Origin of the sequence: Duodenibacillus massiliensis, from assembly GCF_900128485.1 — a bacterium.
Classification (GTDB): Bacteria; Pseudomonadota; Gammaproteobacteria; order Burkholderiales; family Burkholderiaceae_F; genus Duodenibacillus; species Duodenibacillus massiliensis.
In genome coordinates this window covers 141511-159152 of the sequence record NZ_LT635858.1, presented here as the reverse complement: position 1 = coordinate 159152, position 17642 = coordinate 141511, and the positions used below count along the sequence as shown (strand labels likewise).

General features: G+C 58.1%; 19 protein-coding genes and 1 rRNA gene. 8 read left to right on the top strand and 12 right to left on the bottom strand.

The genetic code is table 11. The features are described from left to right. The first annotated feature begins 25 nt into the window (after nucleotides 1-25). Both rrf and slmA read left to right on the top strand, forming a co-directional pair. Nucleotides 26-140: ribosomal RNA gene (gene rrf, locus BQ7486_RS02955) — 5S ribosomal RNA — on the top strand. Between the two features lie 68 nt (nucleotides 141-208). Further along, nucleotides 209-838: a nucleoid occlusion factor SlmA gene (slmA, locus tag BQ7486_RS02950; RefSeq protein ID WP_074008895.1), complete on the top strand. Its 630-nt coding sequence runs from the start codon at nucleotides 209-211 to the stop codon at nucleotides 836-838. A 3-nt stretch (nucleotides 839-841) separates the two neighbouring features. Here the strand turns inward: slmA and BQ7486_RS02945 are convergent, their stop codons facing one another. Continuing rightward, nucleotides 842-1081, bottom strand: a complete 240-nt coding sequence (locus tag BQ7486_RS02945) for an IMP dehydrogenase (protein WP_074008894.1) — start codon at nucleotides 1079-1081, stop codon at nucleotides 842-844. Nucleotides 1082-1128: 47 nt separating this feature from the next. Between BQ7486_RS02945 and BQ7486_RS02940 the strand changes: the two genes are divergently transcribed. Further along, complete coding sequence (locus BQ7486_RS02940) at nucleotides 1129-1353, top strand: hypothetical protein (protein ID WP_143183012.1); 225 nt, start codon at nucleotides 1129-1131, stop codon at nucleotides 1351-1353. Between the two features lie 3 nt (nucleotides 1354-1356). Here the strand turns inward: BQ7486_RS02940 and BQ7486_RS02935 are convergent, their stop codons facing one another. The 3 genes from BQ7486_RS02935 to lptM form a co-directional block, all read right to left on the bottom strand. Further along, nucleotides 1357-2397, bottom strand: a complete 1041-nt coding sequence (locus BQ7486_RS02935) for a GMP reductase (RefSeq protein ID WP_074008892.1) — start codon at nucleotides 2395-2397, stop codon at nucleotides 1357-1359. 100 nt (nucleotides 2398-2497) lie between these two features. After that, on the bottom strand, nucleotides 2498-3775 hold the full coding sequence (lysA, locus tag BQ7486_RS02930) for a diaminopimelate decarboxylase (protein WP_074008891.1): 1278 nt from the start codon (nucleotides 3773-3775) through the stop codon (nucleotides 2498-2500). 29 nt (nucleotides 3776-3804) lie between these two features. After that, nucleotides 3805-3936, bottom strand: coding sequence for an LPS translocon maturation chaperone LptM (gene lptM, locus BQ7486_RS12460; protein WP_084765603.1), 132 nt, complete (start codon nucleotides 3934-3936; stop codon nucleotides 3805-3807). A gap of 38 nt (nucleotides 3937-3974) precedes the next feature. On the opposite strand from lptM, the gene cyaY reads away from it, so the two are divergent. Beyond that, on the top strand, nucleotides 3975-4304 hold the full coding sequence (gene cyaY / locus BQ7486_RS02920) for an iron donor protein CyaY (protein ID WP_204206980.1): 330 nt from the start codon (nucleotides 3975-3977) through the stop codon (nucleotides 4302-4304). Here cyaY and BQ7486_RS02915 read toward each other — a convergent pair whose 3' ends face one another. Then, nucleotides 4305-6701 (bottom strand): penicillin-binding protein 1A, encoded by a 2397-nt coding sequence (locus BQ7486_RS02915; RefSeq protein ID WP_235836716.1) that lies wholly within the window; start codon nucleotides 6699-6701, stop codon nucleotides 4305-4307. 190 nt (nucleotides 6702-6891) lie between these two features. Here BQ7486_RS02915 and BQ7486_RS02910 point away from each other — a divergent pair, with 190 nt between their 5' ends. From BQ7486_RS02910 to BQ7486_RS02900, 3 genes are read left to right on the top strand one after another with little or no spacing between them, the layout of a single operon-like run. Further along, nucleotides 6892-8709 (top strand): PhnD/SsuA/transferrin family substrate-binding protein, encoded by a 1818-nt coding sequence (locus BQ7486_RS02910; RefSeq protein ID WP_143183011.1) that lies wholly within the window; start codon nucleotides 6892-6894, stop codon nucleotides 8707-8709. Further along, complete coding sequence (locus BQ7486_RS12355) at nucleotides 8706-9353, top strand: response regulator transcription factor (RefSeq protein ID WP_022372292.1); 648 nt, start codon at nucleotides 8706-8708, stop codon at nucleotides 9351-9353. The genes BQ7486_RS02910 and BQ7486_RS12355 overlap by 4 nt, the downstream gene beginning before the upstream one ends. Then, nucleotides 9350-10774 carry an FAD-dependent oxidoreductase gene (locus tag BQ7486_RS02900; RefSeq protein ID WP_074008889.1) on the top strand — a complete coding sequence of 475 codons (1425 nt, stop codon included), beginning with the start codon at nucleotides 9350-9352 and terminating at the stop codon, nucleotides 10772-10774. Before BQ7486_RS12355 ends, BQ7486_RS02900 begins: the two co-directional genes overlap by 4 nt. A 73-nt stretch (nucleotides 10775-10847) precedes the next feature. Here BQ7486_RS02900 and BQ7486_RS02895 read toward each other — a convergent pair whose 3' ends face one another. After that, nucleotides 10848-12407, bottom strand: a complete 1560-nt coding sequence (locus BQ7486_RS02895; protein WP_074008915.1) for an FAD-dependent oxidoreductase — start codon at nucleotides 12405-12407, stop codon at nucleotides 10848-10850. Between the two features lie 254 nt (nucleotides 12408-12661). Between BQ7486_RS02895 and BQ7486_RS02890 the strand changes: the two genes are divergently transcribed. Then, nucleotides 12662-13009: a cytochrome c3 family protein gene (locus BQ7486_RS02890; RefSeq protein WP_074008914.1), complete on the top strand. Its 348-nt coding sequence runs from the start codon at nucleotides 12662-12664 to the stop codon at nucleotides 13007-13009. 140 nt (nucleotides 13010-13149) lie between these two features. Here the strand turns inward: BQ7486_RS02890 and BQ7486_RS02885 are convergent, their stop codons facing one another. From BQ7486_RS02885 to BQ7486_RS02860, 6 genes are all read right to left on the bottom strand, one after another. Beyond that, nucleotides 13150-13872, bottom strand: a complete 723-nt coding sequence (locus BQ7486_RS02885; protein WP_074008913.1) for an amino acid ABC transporter ATP-binding protein — start codon at nucleotides 13870-13872, stop codon at nucleotides 13150-13152. A 14-nt stretch (nucleotides 13873-13886) separates the two neighbouring features. Next, complete coding sequence (locus tag BQ7486_RS02880; protein ID WP_074008888.1) at nucleotides 13887-14636, bottom strand: amino acid ABC transporter permease; 750 nt, start codon at nucleotides 14634-14636, stop codon at nucleotides 13887-13889. A gap of 178 nt (nucleotides 14637-14814) precedes the next feature. Then, nucleotides 14815-15594 carry a basic amino acid ABC transporter substrate-binding protein gene (locus BQ7486_RS02875; protein WP_074008887.1) on the bottom strand — a complete coding sequence of 260 codons (780 nt, stop codon included), beginning with the start codon at nucleotides 15592-15594 and terminating at the stop codon, nucleotides 14815-14817. A gap of 190 nt (nucleotides 15595-15784) precedes the next feature. Then, nucleotides 15785-16255: a YbhB/YbcL family Raf kinase inhibitor-like protein gene (locus tag BQ7486_RS02870; RefSeq protein WP_074008886.1), complete on the bottom strand. Its 471-nt coding sequence runs from the start codon at nucleotides 16253-16255 to the stop codon at nucleotides 15785-15787. Between the two features lie 18 nt (nucleotides 16256-16273). Beyond that, entirely contained in the window at nucleotides 16274-17209 is a 936-nt protein-coding gene (ttcA, locus tag BQ7486_RS02865; RefSeq protein ID WP_084765599.1) for a tRNA 2-thiocytidine(32) synthetase TtcA, read from the bottom strand. Continuing rightward, on the bottom strand, nucleotides 17206-17601 hold the full coding sequence (locus BQ7486_RS02860) for a dihydroneopterin aldolase (protein WP_022372522.1): 396 nt from the start codon (nucleotides 17599-17601) through the stop codon (nucleotides 17206-17208). The genes ttcA and BQ7486_RS02860 overlap by 4 nt, the downstream gene beginning before the upstream one ends. Between the last annotated feature and the right edge of the window lie 41 nt (nucleotides 17602-17642).

Here is a 17642-nt window from a genome sequence, read left to right as displayed (position 1 = left end):
TGAACTTCTGAGACAACAGGCTTTGCCCGGCGGCCATACCGTGGCGGTACCACTCCTTCCCATTCCGAACAGGACAGTGAAACGCTTCTGGGCCGATGATAGTTGGTTGTATTTCCAGTGAAAGTAGGACACTGCCGGGCTTTACCATTTAAAACCCTCGGGATTAAAACGGTCTCGGGGGTTTTTCTTTACCCGCAAAAAATCGTTGATGACTGAAGACAAAGAAGAAATCACACCGGTTGCCAAGCGTCAGTACAAACGCGGCAAAGAACGCCGTCAGGACATTCTGACGGCGGTGGTGATGCTTCTGAGTAATCCGAAGCCCGAACGCTTCACCACGAAGGAAATAGCGGCTCTGTGCGGGGTATCGGAAGCGTGCCTGTACCGGCACTTCAGCAGCAAGGCGGAGGTTCTGATGAGTCTGATCGGGTTTTGCGAAACATCCGTGATGACGATGTTTTCAGAACTCGATGCCGTTGAGGGGCTGACCTATACGCAAAGAGCAACCGCCAAGGTGAGGGCGCTGCTTGAGTTTGCAGAGAAAAATCCGGGGCTCACGCGCCTGATGACTGGGGAGGCCTTGGTCTTTGAGGAGGACCGGGTACAGCAGTACATGACACACGTCATCAGCAAGGCGGAGACGTCGGTCCGTCAAACGCTCAAGCTTGCGGTGGTCAACCGGGAAATCGCAGCTGATACCAATGTCGCACGCTGTGCAGAGGTGTACGTGAGTTTTGTGACGGGCCGCTGGCTGCGTTTTTCGCAGTCAGGCTTTACGAAGCGCCCCACGGAGGGCTGGAGCTTTGCAGAGGCGCTTCTGTCACTCACCGCACTCTGAGGCTCAGGACTTGCCGAAGATCTCGTTTAACTGCTGGGAAACACGCACAAAGGTCGTGCGCATCGTGAGTTCCTTCAGGCGCTTTGCCCCTACGTAGGTGCAGGCTGAACGTACTCCCCCGAGAATGTCCTGGCAGGTCTGTTCCACCGGGCCCCGGTCTTCAATCCAGACGAGCTTACCTTCGGCCGCCCGGTACTTCGCTACGCCGCCCGAATATTTGTCCATGGCGGTTTTGGAGCTCATGCCGTAAAAGCCNCTTGGTCTTTGAGGAGGACCGGGTACAGCAGTACATGACACACGTCATCAGCAAGGCGGAGACGTCGGTCCGTCAAACGCTCAAGCTTGCGGTGGTCAACCGGGAAATCGCAGCTGATACCAATGTCGCACGCTGTGCAGAGGTGTACGTGAGTTTTGTGACGGGCCGCTGGCTGCGTTTTTCGCAGTCAGGCTTTACGAAGCGCCCCACGGAGGGCTGGAGCTTTGCAGAGGCGCTTCTGTCACTCACCGCACTCTGAGGCTCAGGACTTGCCGAAGATCTCGTTTAACTGCTGGGAAACACGCACAAAGGTCGTGCGCATCGTGAGTTCCTTCAGGCGCTTTGCCCCTACGTAGGTGCAGGCTGAACGTACTCCCCCGAGAATGTCCTGGCAGGTCTGTTCCACCGGGCCCCGGTCTTCAATCCAGACGAGCTTACCTTCGGCCGCCCGGTACTTCGCTACGCCGCCCGAATATTTGTCCATGGCGGTTTTGGAGCTCATGCCGTAAAAGCCGCGCATGCGCTTGCCGTTGATTTCACGGACCTCACCGCCCGATTCATTGTGACCGGCAAACATGCCGCCGAGCATCACAAAGTCAGCGCCGCCGCCGAAGGCTTTGGCGACGTCACCGGGTTGCGTGCAGCCGCCGTCGGAGCAGATGCGGCCGCCGAGGCCGTGCGCTGCGTCGGCGCATTCAATCACGGCGGAAAGCTGCGGGTAACCGACCCCCGTCATTTTTCGGGTGGTGCACACGGACCCGGGGCCGATCCCGACCTTGACGATATCGGCACCGGCGAGAACCAGCTCTTCAGTCATGTCCCCGGTGACGACGTTACCGGCCATGATGACAAGGTCGGGATATGTGTCGCGGACCTTTTTAACGAAGGACACGAACGCTTCGGTGTAGCCGTTGGCAACATCAATGCAGACGTAGCGGATTTCGCCGGGAACAGCTTTCATGACCGTTTCAAACTTCCGGTAATCCGCGTCTCCGATGCCCATCGAATAAAAAGCATCGGATTTGTTTTTGAGGCTGCGGAAAAATTCAATGTACTCTTCGGGCGCATAGTGCTTGTGCAGCGCCGTCATCATGCCGTGTGAGCCAAGCACCCGGGCCATTTCAAAGGTGCCCGTCGTATCCATGTTGGCGGCAATCACCGGGACGGCATGAAAAACTTCCCTCGTATGATGAAATTTGATTTCACGCGTGATGTCGACCTGGCTGCGGCTCGTGAGTGTTGAGCGCTTCGGGCGGATCAGGACATCCTTGAAGTCGAGTTTGAGTTCATTGTCGATATGCATGGCAGACTCCGGTGTATCACGCGCAGCAGGTGCGCACAAAAAACGCCGGGAAGCGCAAAAAGCGTCATTCCGGCGTTGATTGAGTTTAGCAGAGTGCCCGTCAGAAAGCAGGAATCGTTTCGGCTTTAAAAAGCTCTCCGACGGTTTCCCGTTCTCGGATAAGGGAGACTTTGCCGCCGTCAACGAGCACCTCGGCGGCTCTCGGGCGGGTGTTGTAGTTACTGCCCATTGTCATGCCATAGGCGCCGGCACAGGTCATGACCAGCGTGTCGCCTTCTTTCACGGCTAGACGTCTGTTTTTGCTCAGCCAGTCACTGGATTCGCAGATGGGGCCCACGACATCGTAGGTCTCCGCTTTCGTGTCACTTCGGTCTTCTGCGGCAATCACGGCCATATCGGCCTGGTAGAGCGCGGGCCGCAGCATGTCGTTCATGCCGGCGTCGACAATGCAGAAGTTTTTTTCTTCGGTGGGTTTGAGGTACTCCACGGTCATGGCGAGCATCCCGGCGCGTGCCGAAAGCGAGCGGCCGGGCTCAAACCAAAGGCTCAGATCTCCGAAACCCTTTTCCCGGCAGATCTCTGCCATGCGGCTGATCACCCCGCACGCTGTGGGCGGCGTCTCCTGGTTGTACTGAACACCAAGGCCCCCGCCGAAATCAATATGGTCCAGCGTAATGCCGTTACTTTTAAGCGCTGCGACAATGTCGAGCATGCAGTGGCAGGCTTCAATAAAGGGCTCAATCTGCGTGATCTGACTGCCCACATGGCAGTCAATGCCGGAAATGCGGATATTGGGCAGGCTCTGGGCGCGGCGGTAGAGAGCAAGCGCTTCCTTGTAGGACACGCCGAACTTGTTGTCCTTTAATCCGGTCGAGATATAGGGGTGGGTTTTGGCGTCCACATCAGGATTGACACGGAAGGAGATATTGGCGGTGACCCCGAGCGCTTCGGCCTCCTGCTGCACGCGGTCGAGTTCCTGCGGGTTTTCGAGATTAAAGCACCCGATGCCGGCGGTCAGAGCCGCACGGATTTCCTGCCGCGTTTTGCCGACACCGGAATAAACGATTTTTTCGGCAGCAACGCCTGCAGCGAGACACCGGGCGAGTTCTCCGCCGCTCACAATGTCAAAGCCGAGACCCAGGCGGTCAAAAAGACGAAGAACGGCGAGCGTGGAGCAGGACTTGACGGCAAAAAAGACGCGGTGGTGCGTCCCTTTGATGCCGTTAAGCCAGTCAGCGGCGGCGGTTTCTAAGCCCTGGCGGGAATAGAGGTACAGGGGTGTGCCGAAATGTTCGGCAAGACTTCTGACGGCAAGCGCTTCGCAGTAAAGCGTGCCGTTGCGGCGCGAGAAACCGGGCAGGTGTGCAACGTCGGTCATGGTGAGTGTCGCTCAGGCAAAAAGTGTGGTTATCGGGCGTCAGGTGCAGTCTGTGTCTGGGCCTGAGTGCCGGCCTGACTGTCAGGAAGATAAAGCGGGCCTTTAAGGCCGCAGGCCGTCAAAGTCGCAAGGCATACAATGGCGACGATTGTCCGCAGCATGAATGTGCTCCGTTATTTTTTCAAGAAAGAACAATATTATGACCGAAACAGAATTTGTGGAACGTGCCGAAGCGCTTTTTGCCGGTATTGAAACAGCGCTTGATGCGGCCGGAGCCGATGTGGAGACCGACCGCTCGGGTAACGTCCTCACGATTGAAGCCGACAGCGGCGAAGAGGCCGTTGTGAACCTTCATACGCCGACTCAGCAGGTGTGGCTTGCCAGCCGCAAGGGAGGCCTGCACTTTTCCTATGATAACGGCCGCTGGATTTCCACCCGTGACGGCCGGGATTTTTGGGATGCGCTCTCAGAAGCAGTCAGCTTCATCACCGGTGAATCCGTGGCGGCGAAGGCTCCGGCCGGACTCTGATCAGAAAATCTGATCCCTGAGAATATCGCGGGCTCTGTTGCGCTCTTCAATCTTGCCGGAAAGCGGCACATCCCGCACCGAGGCGTCCACACTGTCGGCATAGTAGTAGTTGCCGTTGATGAGAACGACGCTGGAAGGCTGCTGACGCCGGTAAAGCGGTTCGTTTTTAAGTGCCGTTCTCATGTAGTCAACCCAAATCGGCAGCATCAGGCCGCCCCCTGTTTCGCGGTTTCCGAGCGGACGCATCTGGTCGTACCCCATCCAGCCCACGGCCACCAGGGGGCCGGCGTATCCGGCAAACCAGGCGTCATAAGAATTGTTCGTCGTACCGGTCTTGCCGCCCATATCCACGCGTTTTAACTCACGATAGGCGCGCGCACCGGTGCCGCCGCGGATCACGCCGTTTAAAAGGGTGTGCATGATGAAGGCGTTGCGCTCATCAATGGCGCGGATCGTTTCGTCGCCTGCCTGCGGGTTGTGCACTTTCATGAGAACCTTGCCCTCGTTGTCGGTGACGCGGTCAATGAGGTAAGGCTTGACGCGGTAGCCGCCGTTGGCAAAGACCGAATAGGCGCCTGCCATTTCCCAGGGCGTGGTGGAACCGGCGCCCAGAGCCGTGGTGAGCTGCGCGGGGGTGCGCTCCGGCGGAAAGCCGAACTTACCCACATACTGCTGCGCATAGCGCGCGCCGATGGCCTGCATCACGCGGATTGAGACAAGGTTCTTGGATTTTTTAAGCCCTGTGGCAAGCGTCATCGGACCGTCAAAGCGGTTGTCGTAGTTGCGGGGTTCCCACAGCTCTCCGCCCGTTAAGCGCGGATCAATAAAGATCGGGGCGTCGTTGATGACGGTTGCCGGGTTAAAGCCTTTATCGAGCGCAGCCGAGTAAATGAAGGGCTTAAAGGATGAGCCCGGCTGACGCAGCGCCTGCGTGACGTGGTTGAACTTATTGAGGTTAAAGTCAAAGCCGCCTACCAAAGCACGCACGGCACCGGTATTAAATTCCGAGCTGATAAAGCCTGCCTGCACTTCAGGTACCTGCGCCAGAGTCCAGCGGCCCTTGTCCGTTTTCATGATGCGGATGACGCTGCCCGGTTTGAGCTCTTTATCTTTTGCTGCCGCCGTAAAGTACTTGGCTGCGAATCTCTCATCGGGCTCGAGCTCTACCGTTGTCCCGTTTTCAAGGACGGCGGTCATCACGTGCGCCGTGGTCGTGGGAGCAGCTTTTTGGCCTCTCCCGGGTTTGGCGGTGTTTTTCACGATGAGCGCACGGATATCGGTGATAACCGCGGGCGGCAGCTCCGGTACGGAGGCCAGCCGCGAAAGCGCCCTTTCAATGTTCTTTTCCCGCGTGGCCGGATCGGAAATATCGATGTGTCCCACCGGGCCCCTGTAGCCGTACTTGCGGTCGTAGGCAATCAGGTGGTCCGTAACGGTTTTCCAGGCTGCAGTCTGGTCGGCATCACGGATGGTTGTGTAGACATTGAGCCCGAGCGTGTAGGTGTCTTCCTTAAAGGTGTCGTAGACCAGCATGCGCGCGAGTTCGGCTGCGTAATCGGCGTGAATGGAGTCGATGGCAGCCTTGTCTTCATCGGCTTTTTTGTTGTAGGTGACAAGCGGTGCGGCTTTCTGCGCGTTGTACTCGTCTTCACTGATGTAGCCCAGGTCGTACATGCGGGTGAGCACGTAGTTTTTACGCATCACCGCGCGTTTGGGATTGACAATCGGGTTATAGGCCGAAGGTGCCACGGGAAGCCCTGCGATCGCAGCAGCTTCACCGATCGTGAGTTCCGAGAGCTTCTTGCCGAAATAAATCTGGGCGGCAGCGGAAAAACCGTAGGCGCGCTGTCCGAGATAGATCTGATTGAGATAGACCTCAAAAATCTGATCCTTCGTCAGGTTTTTCTCGATCTTATAGGCCATTGCCACTTCGTAGAGCTTACGGGTGTACGTTCTTTCCGAAGACAGAAAGAAGTTGCGGGCCACCTGCATGGTGATGGTGGAGCCGCCCTGACCCTTGCGGCCGGAGATGACGTTGGAGATGGCTGCGCGGGCGATACCTGAAAATTCAATGCCGGAATGCTCGTAAAAGCCGTTGTCTTCAGCGGCGAGTACCGCATGCCGCACAAAGAGCGGAATATCCTTTAAGTGCACGAAGTCGCGGCGTTCTTCGCCGAATTCGCCGATTAACGTGCCTTCGGCGCTGTAAACGCGCAGCGGCACCTTCGGACGGTAATCCGTGAGCGAATCAATCGGGGGCAGCTGTGAATAAACGATCGAAAAGATGATCAGAAAGCCTGCGACCGCACAGACGGCGCCGCAGACGGCAAGGCCCGCGGCCCAGGCAGCGGCTTTACCCCAAAAAGAAAGGCCGAATTTGGATTTGGAGGATTTCACGCGACAGATTCCCCGGCGAAGCGGCACCACTCCGGTTGACCGGCTTGCACACTCAGGATGAAAAGACAATTGAGGGGACGATTATAAAGAGAGGGATTGTTGTCCGAAGGCGTGAAATTGTGGCAGAGGGCAACAAGAAGGCGCATTTTTGCAGGTAGACTCGGAGTCGTGGAGTTTGAAGGTAAGCGTTATGCCGGGGCGAAAGCTCATTTCAGGATTTTTGGCTGCAGCAGCCCTGTTTTGCAGTTTGTTGCCGGGGCTGCAGGCGGCAGAAGCATCCGCTTCGGAAGTTGTGACGGTGGCGGTGTCGGACACCCTGCTTGACGCCGAAGCTCATGAAGGCATGAAGGCGCTTTTAGCCCGGCAGCTGCCGCAGGACTGGTTGGTGAACGTCGTGCCGATTCAGGGCGCCGACATCGTCACCGGCATTGAAAAACTGAGGCCTGACTTTGTGCTTGCCGCGGCTGACCTCGATCAGCGCTTCCGGGAACAGAATAAAACCGCGCCTTTTCGTGTGGCAACGCGAAAGACAACGCTTGCAGCTGACGCCGCGCGCTCGGCGGGTGCTCTTTTTGTTGTCCGGGCCGACCGGGACGACATTAAAACGCTGGCGGACTTAAAGGGAAAAACTGTTGCGGCAACGCTGCCGACGTCGCTGCCGGGGTGGCTTGCGGCTGAAGATGAAGTGCGGCGCGCAGGATTTGACCCCGCGACATTTTTTGCCAAAACGCTCTTTTTAAATGCCGTTTACCCCAACGTGGTGTCGGCGCTTCTTAACGGTGCGGTCGACGCGGCCGTCTTTCCGGCCTGTGCGCTTGAGAGACTGCACCAAAGCGGCGCTGTTCTTACCGATGCGCTCAAAGTCGTCGGCGAAAAAACCGACGGGGCGCTTGCGTGCCGGCGATCAACGGCCCTTTTTCCGGACGTAAGCCTCTGGGGCTTTGAGTGGACAAGTGAGAAGTCAGTAAGAGGCGTTGCCGTGGCGCTTCTTACGGCGCCTGCTGCGCAGACCTTTGAGTGGCTGAGTTTTGTGCCGCACGGTTCAGTCGACGCACTTTACCAGGCCCTTAAAATCGGCCCCTACAGTTATCTGCGCGACTACTCCTTAAAAGGCCTTTACAACCGCTACAGCGGCATCGTGCACGCGGCGCTTCTTGTGCTCGTGATCCTCATTGCTTATGAAATACGGCTTCAGGTACTGGTGCGCCGCAGAACGGCGCAGTTGTCGGAAGCCTTAAAGCGCCGCGATATTGTGGAAGAGGAGGCAAGGCTTGACCGCGAACGGCTGGGGAGCCTCGAGCGGCTCAATATCGTGAGCCAGATGTCGGCGATGATTGCCCACGAGGTGAAGACTCCGGTGGGGGCAATCTGTAACTTCAGGGCAATTCTGGGCTTTGTGCTGCCCGCAGACGTCAAAGAGGAAAAAACCGTGCATACGGCCCTGGAGGGGATTCAAACCGAGGCCGAACGGATCGCCGGCATCGTTAACCGCGTCCGCAGCTACGCCAAGTCCCAGAAACGCGCGCATACGGAGTGCGACCTTGCTGAATCGGTGAGGCGCGCCGTACGCAGCATGAAGAGTTCGCTCAGAAGCCCTGTTCCCGTGACGGTATCGGTGCCGGAGCATGCGCCCGTGATCGGGGATGCCCTGGAACTTGAGCTCCTCGTTTTTAATCTCCTTAAAAATGCCGCCGAGGCGCTTGAGGGAACCGTACGGCCTGCCGTTGCCGTGACGCTTGCCGCCGATGATGAAGGCAACTGGCGGCTTGAAGTGACGGATAACGGCCCGTATCTGACGGACGAAAAATTCAGCCGGCTGCAGTCGCTCATGCAAAGCGTGAAGCCCGAAGGCCTGGGGCTCGGTCTCTCAATTGTCCGGGGCATTGCCGACAGTCACGGGGCGACGCTCACCTTTGAGCGGCGGCCTTCCGGGGGGCTCACGGTACGGTTTGTGACGGACGCGGCGCCGGAGAAACATCAGGAAATGAAAAACGGAGAAGACAAATGACGGATTTAACGCCCCTGGTGCGGCTCGTGGACGACGATGAAATCTTTCTGATGTCGCAGAAACTGCTGCTGCAGACCTGCGGCTTTGAGACGGTGTCTTACGCAAGCGCCGAAGCGTTTCTGGAACACGACCTGATGACGCGCCCGGGGTGCCTCATTGCCGACGTGCGCATGCCCGGACTCACGGGGCTTGATCTGCAGAAAGTGCTGCAGACGCGGCGTTTTTCGCTGCCGATGATTTTTCTCACCGGGCACGGCGACGTCAGTATGGCCGTGCACACAATGCGTAACGGAGCAAGCGACTTTCTGGAAAAGCCCGTTAAGCCCGAGGTCCTTATCGCGGCCGTCAAAAAAGCCGTTGCAGCGTCCTGCGAGGCACAGCGCGCCCGCGACGAACTCAACAAACGCCGGGCGGTTTACGATGAGCTCACCCCCAGAGAGCGCGAGGTGATTGAACTTGCGGCCTTTGATACGGCCAATAAGGCTATTGCGCAGGCCTTGGGGATCAGTGAGCCCACGGTCAAAATGCACCGCGCCAACGCCTTTGCCAAACTGGGTGTGAAAAGTCCCCTGGAAGCCTACCGGCTGCTTACGGCGCTCGGCATTATCCGTGAGAAGGACGATTTACCGGGAGGCTTGCGATGATTGCCCGCCGGACAGTGGCAAAGGCGGCTTTGGCCGCGGCTCTTCTCGGACAGAAGGCTTTTGCCTCAGAAGAGGAAGCGCCCTGGGACGTTCTTGTGGCCGGCAGCGGCGCAGCGGGCCTCACGGCCGCCGCCACCGCCCGGGAAGCGGGAGCTTCGCGCGTGCTGATACTTGAAAAAGGGCCCCTGGTGGGCGGGCACAGCGTTTACAGCAGCGGGTCACTGGCAGTCGTTAGCCCCCGGCGGCAAAAGCCACAGGGGATTGAAGACTCCGCCGGCATTCTCACCGAAGAGGCCCGTCGTATCGGCGGCAGCATTGACGTGCCGATGGTGCGGTTTCTGGCCGAACACTCCGAAGAAGCAGCCGACTGGCTTGAGGCGCAGGGCGTGGAATTTTCTTCCGTCGTCTTTCAGGCGCTCGGGGGCTTAAGGCCGCGCTGCATCAGTCCCGCGGGCAGCGCGGGCGGCCGGCACTACATCACGGTCTTAAACCGCAGGGTGCGGGAGCTAGGCTGTGAGCTGAGGCTCATGCATAAGCTCGAAAACCTCACGCGTGAAAACGGGCTTTGGCGCTTTACCGTCCTCAATACCCGCGACGGCAGCCGGCACACGGGCCTGGCACGCACGGTGATTCTCGCCTGTGGCGGCTTTACCGCCAACACCGCGATGCGCATGCGCTGGGATCCGAGAATCGATATGGCAATGCCCACGACGGCCAATCCTCAGGGGCTTTATTTTGACGGGGCAACAGGCGACGGCATAGCGCTTGCCGACAAGCTCGGCGCGCAGCTTGCCGGCATGGAAAATATTCTGCTGCTTGCCTATTCCGGGGGCAGGCTGCTTGAATACGCAGGCGCAGAAATCTATCTCACCATGCAGGGTAAGCGCTTTGTCAATGAAGGGGCTTCCACCGGCGAAATTTCCGACGCGATTTTTGACCTCCCGGAAAAAGCGATGTGGGTGATCACGGACGCACGCTCCTTTAAGGGGACCTCGCTCGGCATTAAGCTGACCAACGGCTACGTGCATAAGTCCGAAACGCTTGAGGCGATGGCGCGCGGCATGGACATTGAGCCCTTTGTGTTAAGACGCACGCTTGCGCGCTACAACAAGGCCGTCGCAGAGAAAAAAGATGCCGATTTCGGCAAAACCGTTTTCCTGCAGACGATTGAAAAGCCCCCTTTTTACTGGGGAAAAGAAGTTTTAAGCGTGCACAACACGCTCGGAGGCATCAGCACTGACACGGCCTGCCGCGTGCGCAAAGTCGGAGGCGGCGTGATTGAGGGGCTTTACGCGGCCGGTGAAACCGCGGGCGGCATTTTCGGCCGTGACCGCTTGGGCGGCATGCAGATGACAGCGTGCTTTGTGATGGGGCGCACCGCAGGGCGCGAAGCGGCACAACGGGCTTTACAAAAACTCTGAGGCAAAAAAGACGGAGGGCACCGGGACAAGCCGTGGTGCCCTCCGTTCTTTCGGAGGAGCCGTTTTCTTTTAATTACTTCGCCATCGCAGCGAACTGTTCACCGGCGATCATGCCGAAGGTAAGGGCATCGATCACGGCGACCGTGCCGAGGCGCGAGGCGCCGTGCACACCGCCCACGATTTCGCCGCCGGCGTAGAGCCCCTTGATGGGCTTGTGCGTCACGTCGGAAATCACCTGAGCCTTCGGGTTGATCTTCACGCCGCCCATGGTGTGGTGAATCTTCGGGCAGCATTCGATGCCGTAGAACGGGGGCTTGGAGACATCGAGCCCCTTGTTGAACTTCAGAATACGGTGGAAGTCCTTGTCTTCGCCCGTCTTCACAAAGCCGTTGAAGCGCTTGACTTCTTCAAGGAACGCGGCCTTGTTGATCTTGAAGTAATCGGCGAGTTCTTCGAGGGTGTTGAACTTCTTCACCGTCCCCATTTCCAGCGGCAGCTTCACAAAGGACGGGTTGATTGCCTTCACAATCGCATCATCGCAGACGGCGATCGGGTAGTTTTCATCCGTGCCGATCACCTTAAAGAGGGCGTCGGACTTGATCTTGCGGCCGGCGTGTTCGTCCATGAAGCGCTTGCCGGTCTTACGGTCGACAACCATGCCGAGGTCCATGCAGGCGTGATTGGTGAAGTTCACGGAAACGCCGAATCCCTTTTCACGGGGATTGCAGTAGGGCAGGAACTGCAGCCAGCAAAGCTGCACCGGGGCAGCACCGATCCCGAGCGCCTTGGTGAGAACGCCTGCGGTGGCGCCGGGCTGGTTGGTGGAGTCCGTCGTGGGCACAACGCGCGGATCCTGCGTCTGGCGGAACCAGATGTCGCGGGAGAAGCCGCCCGCGGCAAGCATCACGCCCTTGAGGGCACGAACGGTCTTGGTGCGGCCGGTCTTATTTTCCAGATCGTCGCTTTCCAGTTTGCTGTTGAAGCGGTAGCCGGAGCGGTAGGTGACGCCTTCGACGGCACCGTCGGCGCCGATGATGAAGTCATCGAACTTGGCGCGGGTGCGGATCACGACGTTGGGAAGCTTCTGCAACGCGGCGTGCATCGGGCGGATGTAACCGGAACCGGTGCCGGCCTTGATTTCATAAGAACGCGGAACGGAGTGGCCGCCTTCAAAGAGCATGTGGTTGGGAACGAATTCGCAGCCGAGATCGACCACCATCTTGATGGTGTCGTTGCAGCGGTCGGCGATCGTGCCCAAGAGGTCCGGATAGTTGATGCCGAGGCCGTCCTTCATGCAGTCGGCGATGAAGAGTTCCTTGCTGTCCTTGATGCCCTGGGCTTTCTGCACGGGGTTGTTCGGGCAGGCGACGTTGCCGCCGCAGATGGCGGAGTTGCCGCCCACGACGCTCATCTTTTCGAGCATCAGGATCTTCAGTCCCGCCTGAGCAGCCTTATAGGCGCAGGCCATGCCGGCAAAGCCGGAACCGATGATGACGACGTCAAAGGTTTCGTCGTACTTTTTGACGTTCGAGGCCGGAATGCCGGCATTGGCGGCAGCCGAAGCCATCACGGCGGCACCGGCGGCAACAGCGGACTTCAGAAAACCGCGGCGGCTTGAATCAATCATATCCATGGTGTTTCCTCTTCTTTCGTTGAGTTCGGGCGCCGTGTGCATTGAAAGGCGCGGCCGGCGTCCTTTGTTGTGTGACGGGGAGCATTCTGAAATCAAAGCGGCAAAGTGACTACACCCCGCGGGATAGGTATCCCATGCTTCGGGATGTAGTGCGGCTTTGCACCTCTCTTTAGGATGCGTCTCACGCAGTCAGTGCTGCGGCACTCAAAAAGAGCCGCCAGCACATGAAGGCTGACAATAACAGAGATCCCGCCATGAAAAAGACAATGACCGCCGTGTTTACCGCGGCCCTTTTAGCCGCAGCCGTCTCTACCGTCACGGCCGCTCCGATGCTTGCCGACCGCCATGTTGCCAAGGGCGTGCAGTGCACGGTCTGCCACGGGCCCGATAAGGCCAATCCTCAGGAACCGACGACCGCGACCTGCACGGCCTGCCATAACGTGAAGGCTCTTGTAGCCAAAACCAAGAACGTCAAGCCCGTCAATCCCCATGTGTCCCCGCACTATCAGGATTCGCTTGACTGCACGAACTGCCACCTCGGGCACCAGCCCTCGGAAAACTTCTGCAATCAGTGCCACCAGTTTGATTTCAAAGTGCCGTAATACACCGAAAGCCAGATTTCTCCTTCTCCTTGCTTTCGTTTTTCGGGCGGAATTCTCCGGACTTCCGCCCCTTTTTTTGTCGTAAAGAAAAAGCCGGTTCCCCAAACGGGTACCGGCTTTGCGGACAGCCCCGGATGCTCTTAGAGCACGCGCTTTAAGAAGGCGCGGGTGCGCTCTTCCTTGGGGTGCACGAGAACGTCTTCGGGATTGCCCTGCTCGACAATCACGCCGCCATCCATGAAGATCACGCGGTCGGCAACCTCACGGGCAAAGGTGATTTCGTGCGTGACCACGATCATCGTCATGCCTTCGTCGGCGAGGCTTTTCATGACGGCAAGCACTTCGCCCACAAGTTCCGGGTCAAGGGCTGATGTGGGTTCGTCAAAAAGAATCGCCTTGGGGTCCATGGCAAGCGCACGGGCAATACCGACGCGCTGCTGCTGGCCGCCCGAAAGCCGCACGGGATATTCGTCGGCCTTGGCGGCAAGCCCCACGCGCTCGAGCATTTTCAGAGCCCGCTCGCGGGCCTCTGCCTTTGAACGGCCCGAGACCACCATCTGGCCGAGCATGACGTTTTCAAGCACGGTCTTGTGCGGCCACAGGTTAAAGCGCTGAAACACCATACCCAAGTGCTCGCGCAGGCGGTTGATGTTGGTGCGGCGGCTGGTGACTTCCACGCCGTCCACCGTGATCGTGCCGCTGTCGGCGTCTTCTAGTGCATTGATGCAGCGAAGCATCGTGGACTTGCCTGAGCCTGAGGGGCCGAGAACCACCACTTTTTCACCGCGGCGCACGTCAAGGTCAATGCCCTTTAACACGTGCAGGTCGCCGAAACTCTTTTTGAGATTGCGGATGGAAATCATCACGGGTGCGTCACTCATTTGTCGTCTCCCTTACCGAGGCGCTGCTCCAGAAGGCGGATGAGCCAGGCAAGGCCGAGCGTCATCACCCAGTACATGATGGAAATGGTGAGGTAGGGCTCCCAGTAGCGTGCCGAAGCGCCGGCAACGGTACGCGCGGCGTACGCGAGTTCCGTCAGGCCGATTGCCGACACCAGAGACGAGTCCTTCAAAATAGCGATGGCGTTGTTGCCCAGGGCAGGAAGCATCCGGCGGAAGGCCTGCGGCAGGATGATGTGGCGCATGCACTGCCAGTAGCTCATGCCGACGCTTCTGGCCGCTTCGCTCTGGCCTTTGTCCAGGGACTGGATGCCGGCGCGGAAGACTTCACTCATGTAGGCGCCGGCGTTTAACGAAATCGCCAGAAAACCGGCAATCAGAGCGCCGTAGCTGCCGCGCAGTTCCCGGGCGAGCGAACCGCTGATGATGAGGCCGTCGACCGGATGAATGAAGATCGGTAGCACCGCAAAGTACATCAGAAAGATCTGCACAAAAAGCGGCGTGCCGCGGAAAAAGCTCACCCAGATCGTCACGGGCCAGCGCACGCCGTAGTAAAGAATCGATTTCCAGGGATCGTGGCGCGCGGAAGCCATGCGGGCCATGCCGAGAAGCATGCCGAGCATCACGCCGCAGACGACGCAGGCTACGGTGAGCTTGATCGTCATGGTGGCGCCTTCGACAAAAAGCGGCCAGTATTCGGCAAGAACGTCTAAGCGAAAACCGCTCATGGATAGGTTCCCCTCTGGTTGACGAAACGACGGAAAGCGCCGGCTGCAGCTCTTTCTGTGACTGCCGCCGGCACGGACAAACGGTGCCGGATGACGGGTTTTTATATACGAAAGAGCCCCGAAAGTGCAGTGCTGTGACTGCTTCGGGGCGCGTTTTTTATCCGGTCAGACCGTTATTTTACGGGATCGGCAGTGTGGGAATCGGAGCCTTGGCGCCGAACCACTTGCGGTAGACCTTCTCGTAGGCGCCGGAAGCGATCACCTTCTTGAGGCCTTCGTTGATCTTGTTGAGCAGTTCGGTGTTGCCCTTACGCACGGCAATACCGAAATACTGATCTTCAAAGCTTGTGTCGCGCGTCATGTTGAAGTCTTTGTCGGGGTTCTGCTGCGCATAGTAGGCAAAGACACCGACGTCGCCCACGGCAGCGTCAACGCCGCCCGCGTTGAGTTCTTCAAGGGCGAGGGGCGTGTTGTCAAAGCGCTTGATGTTGGGGGAAGCCTTGCCGAAAGCCTTGCTGGAAATAATGTCACCGGCGGAATTGGCGCACACGGCAATGTTTTTGCCCTTGAGTTCCGCAAGGGAGTTCACCTTCAGGTTTTTCTGCGTGAGGATGAGCTGGTGCGCGGCAAAGTACGGATAGGAGAAGTCAACGGACTCCTTGCGCTGCGGCGTAATCGTGATGCCGCTCATGATGATGTCACGGTCGCCGTTTTTTACCGATTCAAAAATCACGCCCCAGAGGGTGTTCACAAACTTCACCTCAAAGCCCTGAGCCTTGGCGATCTCCTTCATCAGATCGATGTCAAAGCCGACGATTTCCTTCGTGGGCGCCTGGAATTCGAAAGGACGGTAGGTTGCACCCGTGCCGACCGTGTATTCAACCGGAGCGGCATTGGCGGAACCCGTGAAAATCGTGGCGGCGGCAGCGGCTGCCACAAGCAGATTTTTGATGGACATAGGCGTCAGATTTATTGAAAGAGTGCCGAACAGGACACATTCCTGAACAAAGACGGGCGCCGCAGGCCCGACACAGGCCGAAAGCGCCGCACTTCAGGGCGTAATTCTGAAGAATATTTCGGAGTGCGGCAAGAAGCGGGACTGTTCTCTCAGAAAAAAGCTTGAGAAAACAGTCGCCTCTTAGGTACTCTCACCGATTCGCAAGCAGCAGATACGTCCCGAAGGTCTGAGCCTTGGCAAGGATGTGCCCCTTCATCGCTTTTTCGACGTCAGCACGTTTAAAGCCCGCGGAAAGCGTCAGTTCCGTATCAAGCGCAAACAGGTGAAAGTAGTAGCGGTGCACGCCGATGGGAGGACGGGGTCCCGACCAACCCTCAGCATCACAGTCGTTGATGCCGGCGCGGGCCTTTGCCGGAAGTTGCTTAACACCTTCGGGCAGACCTTTGGTGTCTGCCGGCAGATTAATGACGAGCCAGTGAAGCCACAGGTACTTCGGGGCCTTGGGGTCGGGAGCGTCCGGATCATCGGCAATGAGAACCAGACTCTTGGTGCCCGCCGGAATGTCTTCAAAGACGAGCTCGGGCGAGAGGTCTTCGGCTTCCTGCGTGTTTTTCACGGGGATTTCGCCGCCTTCGGCAAAAGCAGTGCTGTAGATACGCATAGGTGTTGCTCCAAAATTTCAGACATCGTCATCATCGCCCGGCGCCTCGGGCGCAATGCGCACGCCGCCCGCTTCCCGGTTAAAGAAGTTCCAGAGCGTTTTGTCCGCAAGCTGCGAGGGTGAGACGCGCGTGGTGCTCATGAAGAGATTGTAGATGCGGCTGTCGTACTTTCTGTCCCACTCAGCCATGAGTTCCTTGATTTCGCGCCGCTTTTTGTTTTCTCCGGCCCCGCACAGGTCCTTGGGCGCCAGCGGATACTCCTGGATTTTGGCCCACTTGAGGTTTTCGTATTCCCGTACGTAAATGAGCGGCCGGATAACGGTGTTGTTGTGATCGTCACTGAACAAAACCGGGGGCATTGCCTTGATGCGTCCGCCGTAAAACATATTAAGAAGGAGCGTCGAGACAACGTCATCCATCTGATGCCCGAGTGCAATCTTGGTGCAGCTGAGTTCTTTGGCAACGCGGTAAAGAATGCCGCGCCGCAGCCGGGCGCAGAGCGAACAGACGTTTTTACCGGAGGGAATCAGCCGCTCGATGATGGAATTGGTGTCCTGATCCTCGATGTGATAGGGGACGCCCGCCCCCGCCAGAAACTTTTCCACAATGGGCGTGGGCCCGCCCGGAATGTGCTGATTGACGTGCACGGCAATGATGTCAAAGTGTACGGGCGCGCGGGCCTGGAGTTTCCGGAGCACTTCAAGAAGCACGTAACTGTCTTTGCCCCCGCTCATCGCGACCATCACTTTGTCGCCTTCACGGATCATGTCGTAGTCGGCAATGGCCTGTGCGGTAAGACGCACGATGCGCTTTTCGAGTTTTCTCACGGAAACGGAGGCTTTGACGTGGCGGCCGGGTGCTGCTTCAACACACTTTTTATTGTCTTCGCCGCTTTTGGTCATTTTGGGCGCGGCGGGCCAGGCAACGGGTTTTTCCTCAACGGTGTCTGTCATAGCGTCTTTCCCGGACGGGCAAGGCGGAAGATTTCCACCCCGATCCCGTCACAGTTTTCATAGGCTTCAGGTTTAACGGAATAAACGCGCACGGCTCTGACGCGGTCGTCTGCGAGGAGCGTCTGCGCGATGCGTTCAACGAGTGTTTCCTGCAGTTCAATGTGCCCCGCGGCAATCACAGTGTCGGCGGCCGCGGGCAGAAGACGGTAGTCGTAGACCGCATCGAGCCGGTCGTTTTTAAGGGTGTTTCCGACCCACACGTCGATCGTGAGAATGACGGGTTGCGTGCGGCCGTGTTCCTTCGTTAAAGCGCCGATGGCGGCTTCTTTATGGTAGCGGTTTAACGTGAGTCTGCGGCAGGTGAGCCGCAGCTCATCGAAAATATTGGACATTGCGTCAACAGTCGTTTTTTGCAGCGGCTGCTCGTTAGAAT

What these genes read in the sequence shown, in the direction of transcription:
- BQ7486_RS02935 (WP_074008892.1), bottom strand. Translation starts at nt 2,397, where the DNA reads ATGCATATCGACAATGAACTCAAACTCGACTTCAAGGATGTCCTGATC.
- BQ7486_RS02870 (WP_074008886.1), bottom strand. Translation starts at nt 16,255, where the DNA reads ATGCGTATCTACAGCACTGCTTTTGCCGAAGGCGGCGAAATCCCCGTG.
- lptM (WP_084765603.1), bottom strand. Translation starts at nt 3,936, where the DNA reads ATGCTGCGGACAATCGTCGCCATTGTATGCCTTGCGACTTTGACGGCC.
- cyaY (WP_204206980.1), top strand. Translation starts at nt 3,975, where the DNA reads ATGACCGAAACAGAATTTGTGGAACGTGCCGAAGCGCTTTTTGCCGGT.
- ttcA (WP_084765599.1), bottom strand. Translation starts at nt 17,209, where the DNA reads ATGACAGACACCGTTGAGGAAAAACCCGTTGCCTGGCCCGCCGCGCCC.
- BQ7486_RS02890 (WP_074008914.1), top strand. Translation starts at nt 12,662, where the DNA reads ATGAAAAAGACAATGACCGCCGTGTTTACCGCGGCCCTTTTAGCCGCA.
- BQ7486_RS02875 (WP_074008887.1), bottom strand. Translation starts at nt 15,594, where the DNA reads ATGTCCATCAAAAATCTGCTTGTGGCAGCCGCTGCCGCCGCCACGATT.
- BQ7486_RS02885 (WP_074008913.1), bottom strand. Translation starts at nt 13,872, where the DNA reads ATGATTTCCATCCGCAATCTCAAAAAGAGTTTCGGCGACCTGCACGTG.
- BQ7486_RS12355 (WP_022372292.1), top strand. Translation starts at nt 8,706, where the DNA reads ATGACGGATTTAACGCCCCTGGTGCGGCTCGTGGACGACGATGAAATC.
- BQ7486_RS02900 (WP_074008889.1), top strand. Translation starts at nt 9,350, where the DNA reads ATGATTGCCCGCCGGACAGTGGCAAAGGCGGCTTTGGCCGCGGCTCTT.
- BQ7486_RS02945 (WP_074008894.1), bottom strand. Translation starts at nt 1,081, where the DNA reads ATGAGCTCCAAAACCGCCATGGACAAATATTCGGGCGGCGTAGCGAAG.
- slmA (WP_074008895.1), top strand. Translation starts at nt 209, where the DNA reads ATGACTGAAGACAAAGAAGAAATCACACCGGTTGCCAAGCGTCAGTAC.
- BQ7486_RS02940 (WP_143183012.1), top strand. Translation starts at nt 1,129, where the DNA reads ATGACACACGTCATCAGCAAGGCGGAGACGTCGGTCCGTCAAACGCTC.
- BQ7486_RS02895 (WP_074008915.1), bottom strand. Translation starts at nt 12,407, where the DNA reads ATGGATATGATTGATTCAAGCCGCCGCGGTTTTCTGAAGTCCGCTGTT.
- BQ7486_RS02910 (WP_143183011.1), top strand. Translation starts at nt 6,892, where the DNA reads ATGCCGGGGCGAAAGCTCATTTCAGGATTTTTGGCTGCAGCAGCCCTG.
- BQ7486_RS02880 (WP_074008888.1), bottom strand. Translation starts at nt 14,636, where the DNA reads ATGAGCGGTTTTCGCTTAGACGTTCTTGCCGAATACTGGCCGCTTTTT.
- BQ7486_RS02860 (WP_022372522.1), bottom strand. Translation starts at nt 17,601, where the DNA reads ATGTCCAATATTTTCGATGAGCTGCGGCTCACCTGCCGCAGACTCACG.
- lysA (WP_074008891.1), bottom strand. Translation starts at nt 3,775, where the DNA reads ATGACCGACGTTGCACACCTGCCCGGTTTCTCGCGCCGCAACGGCACG.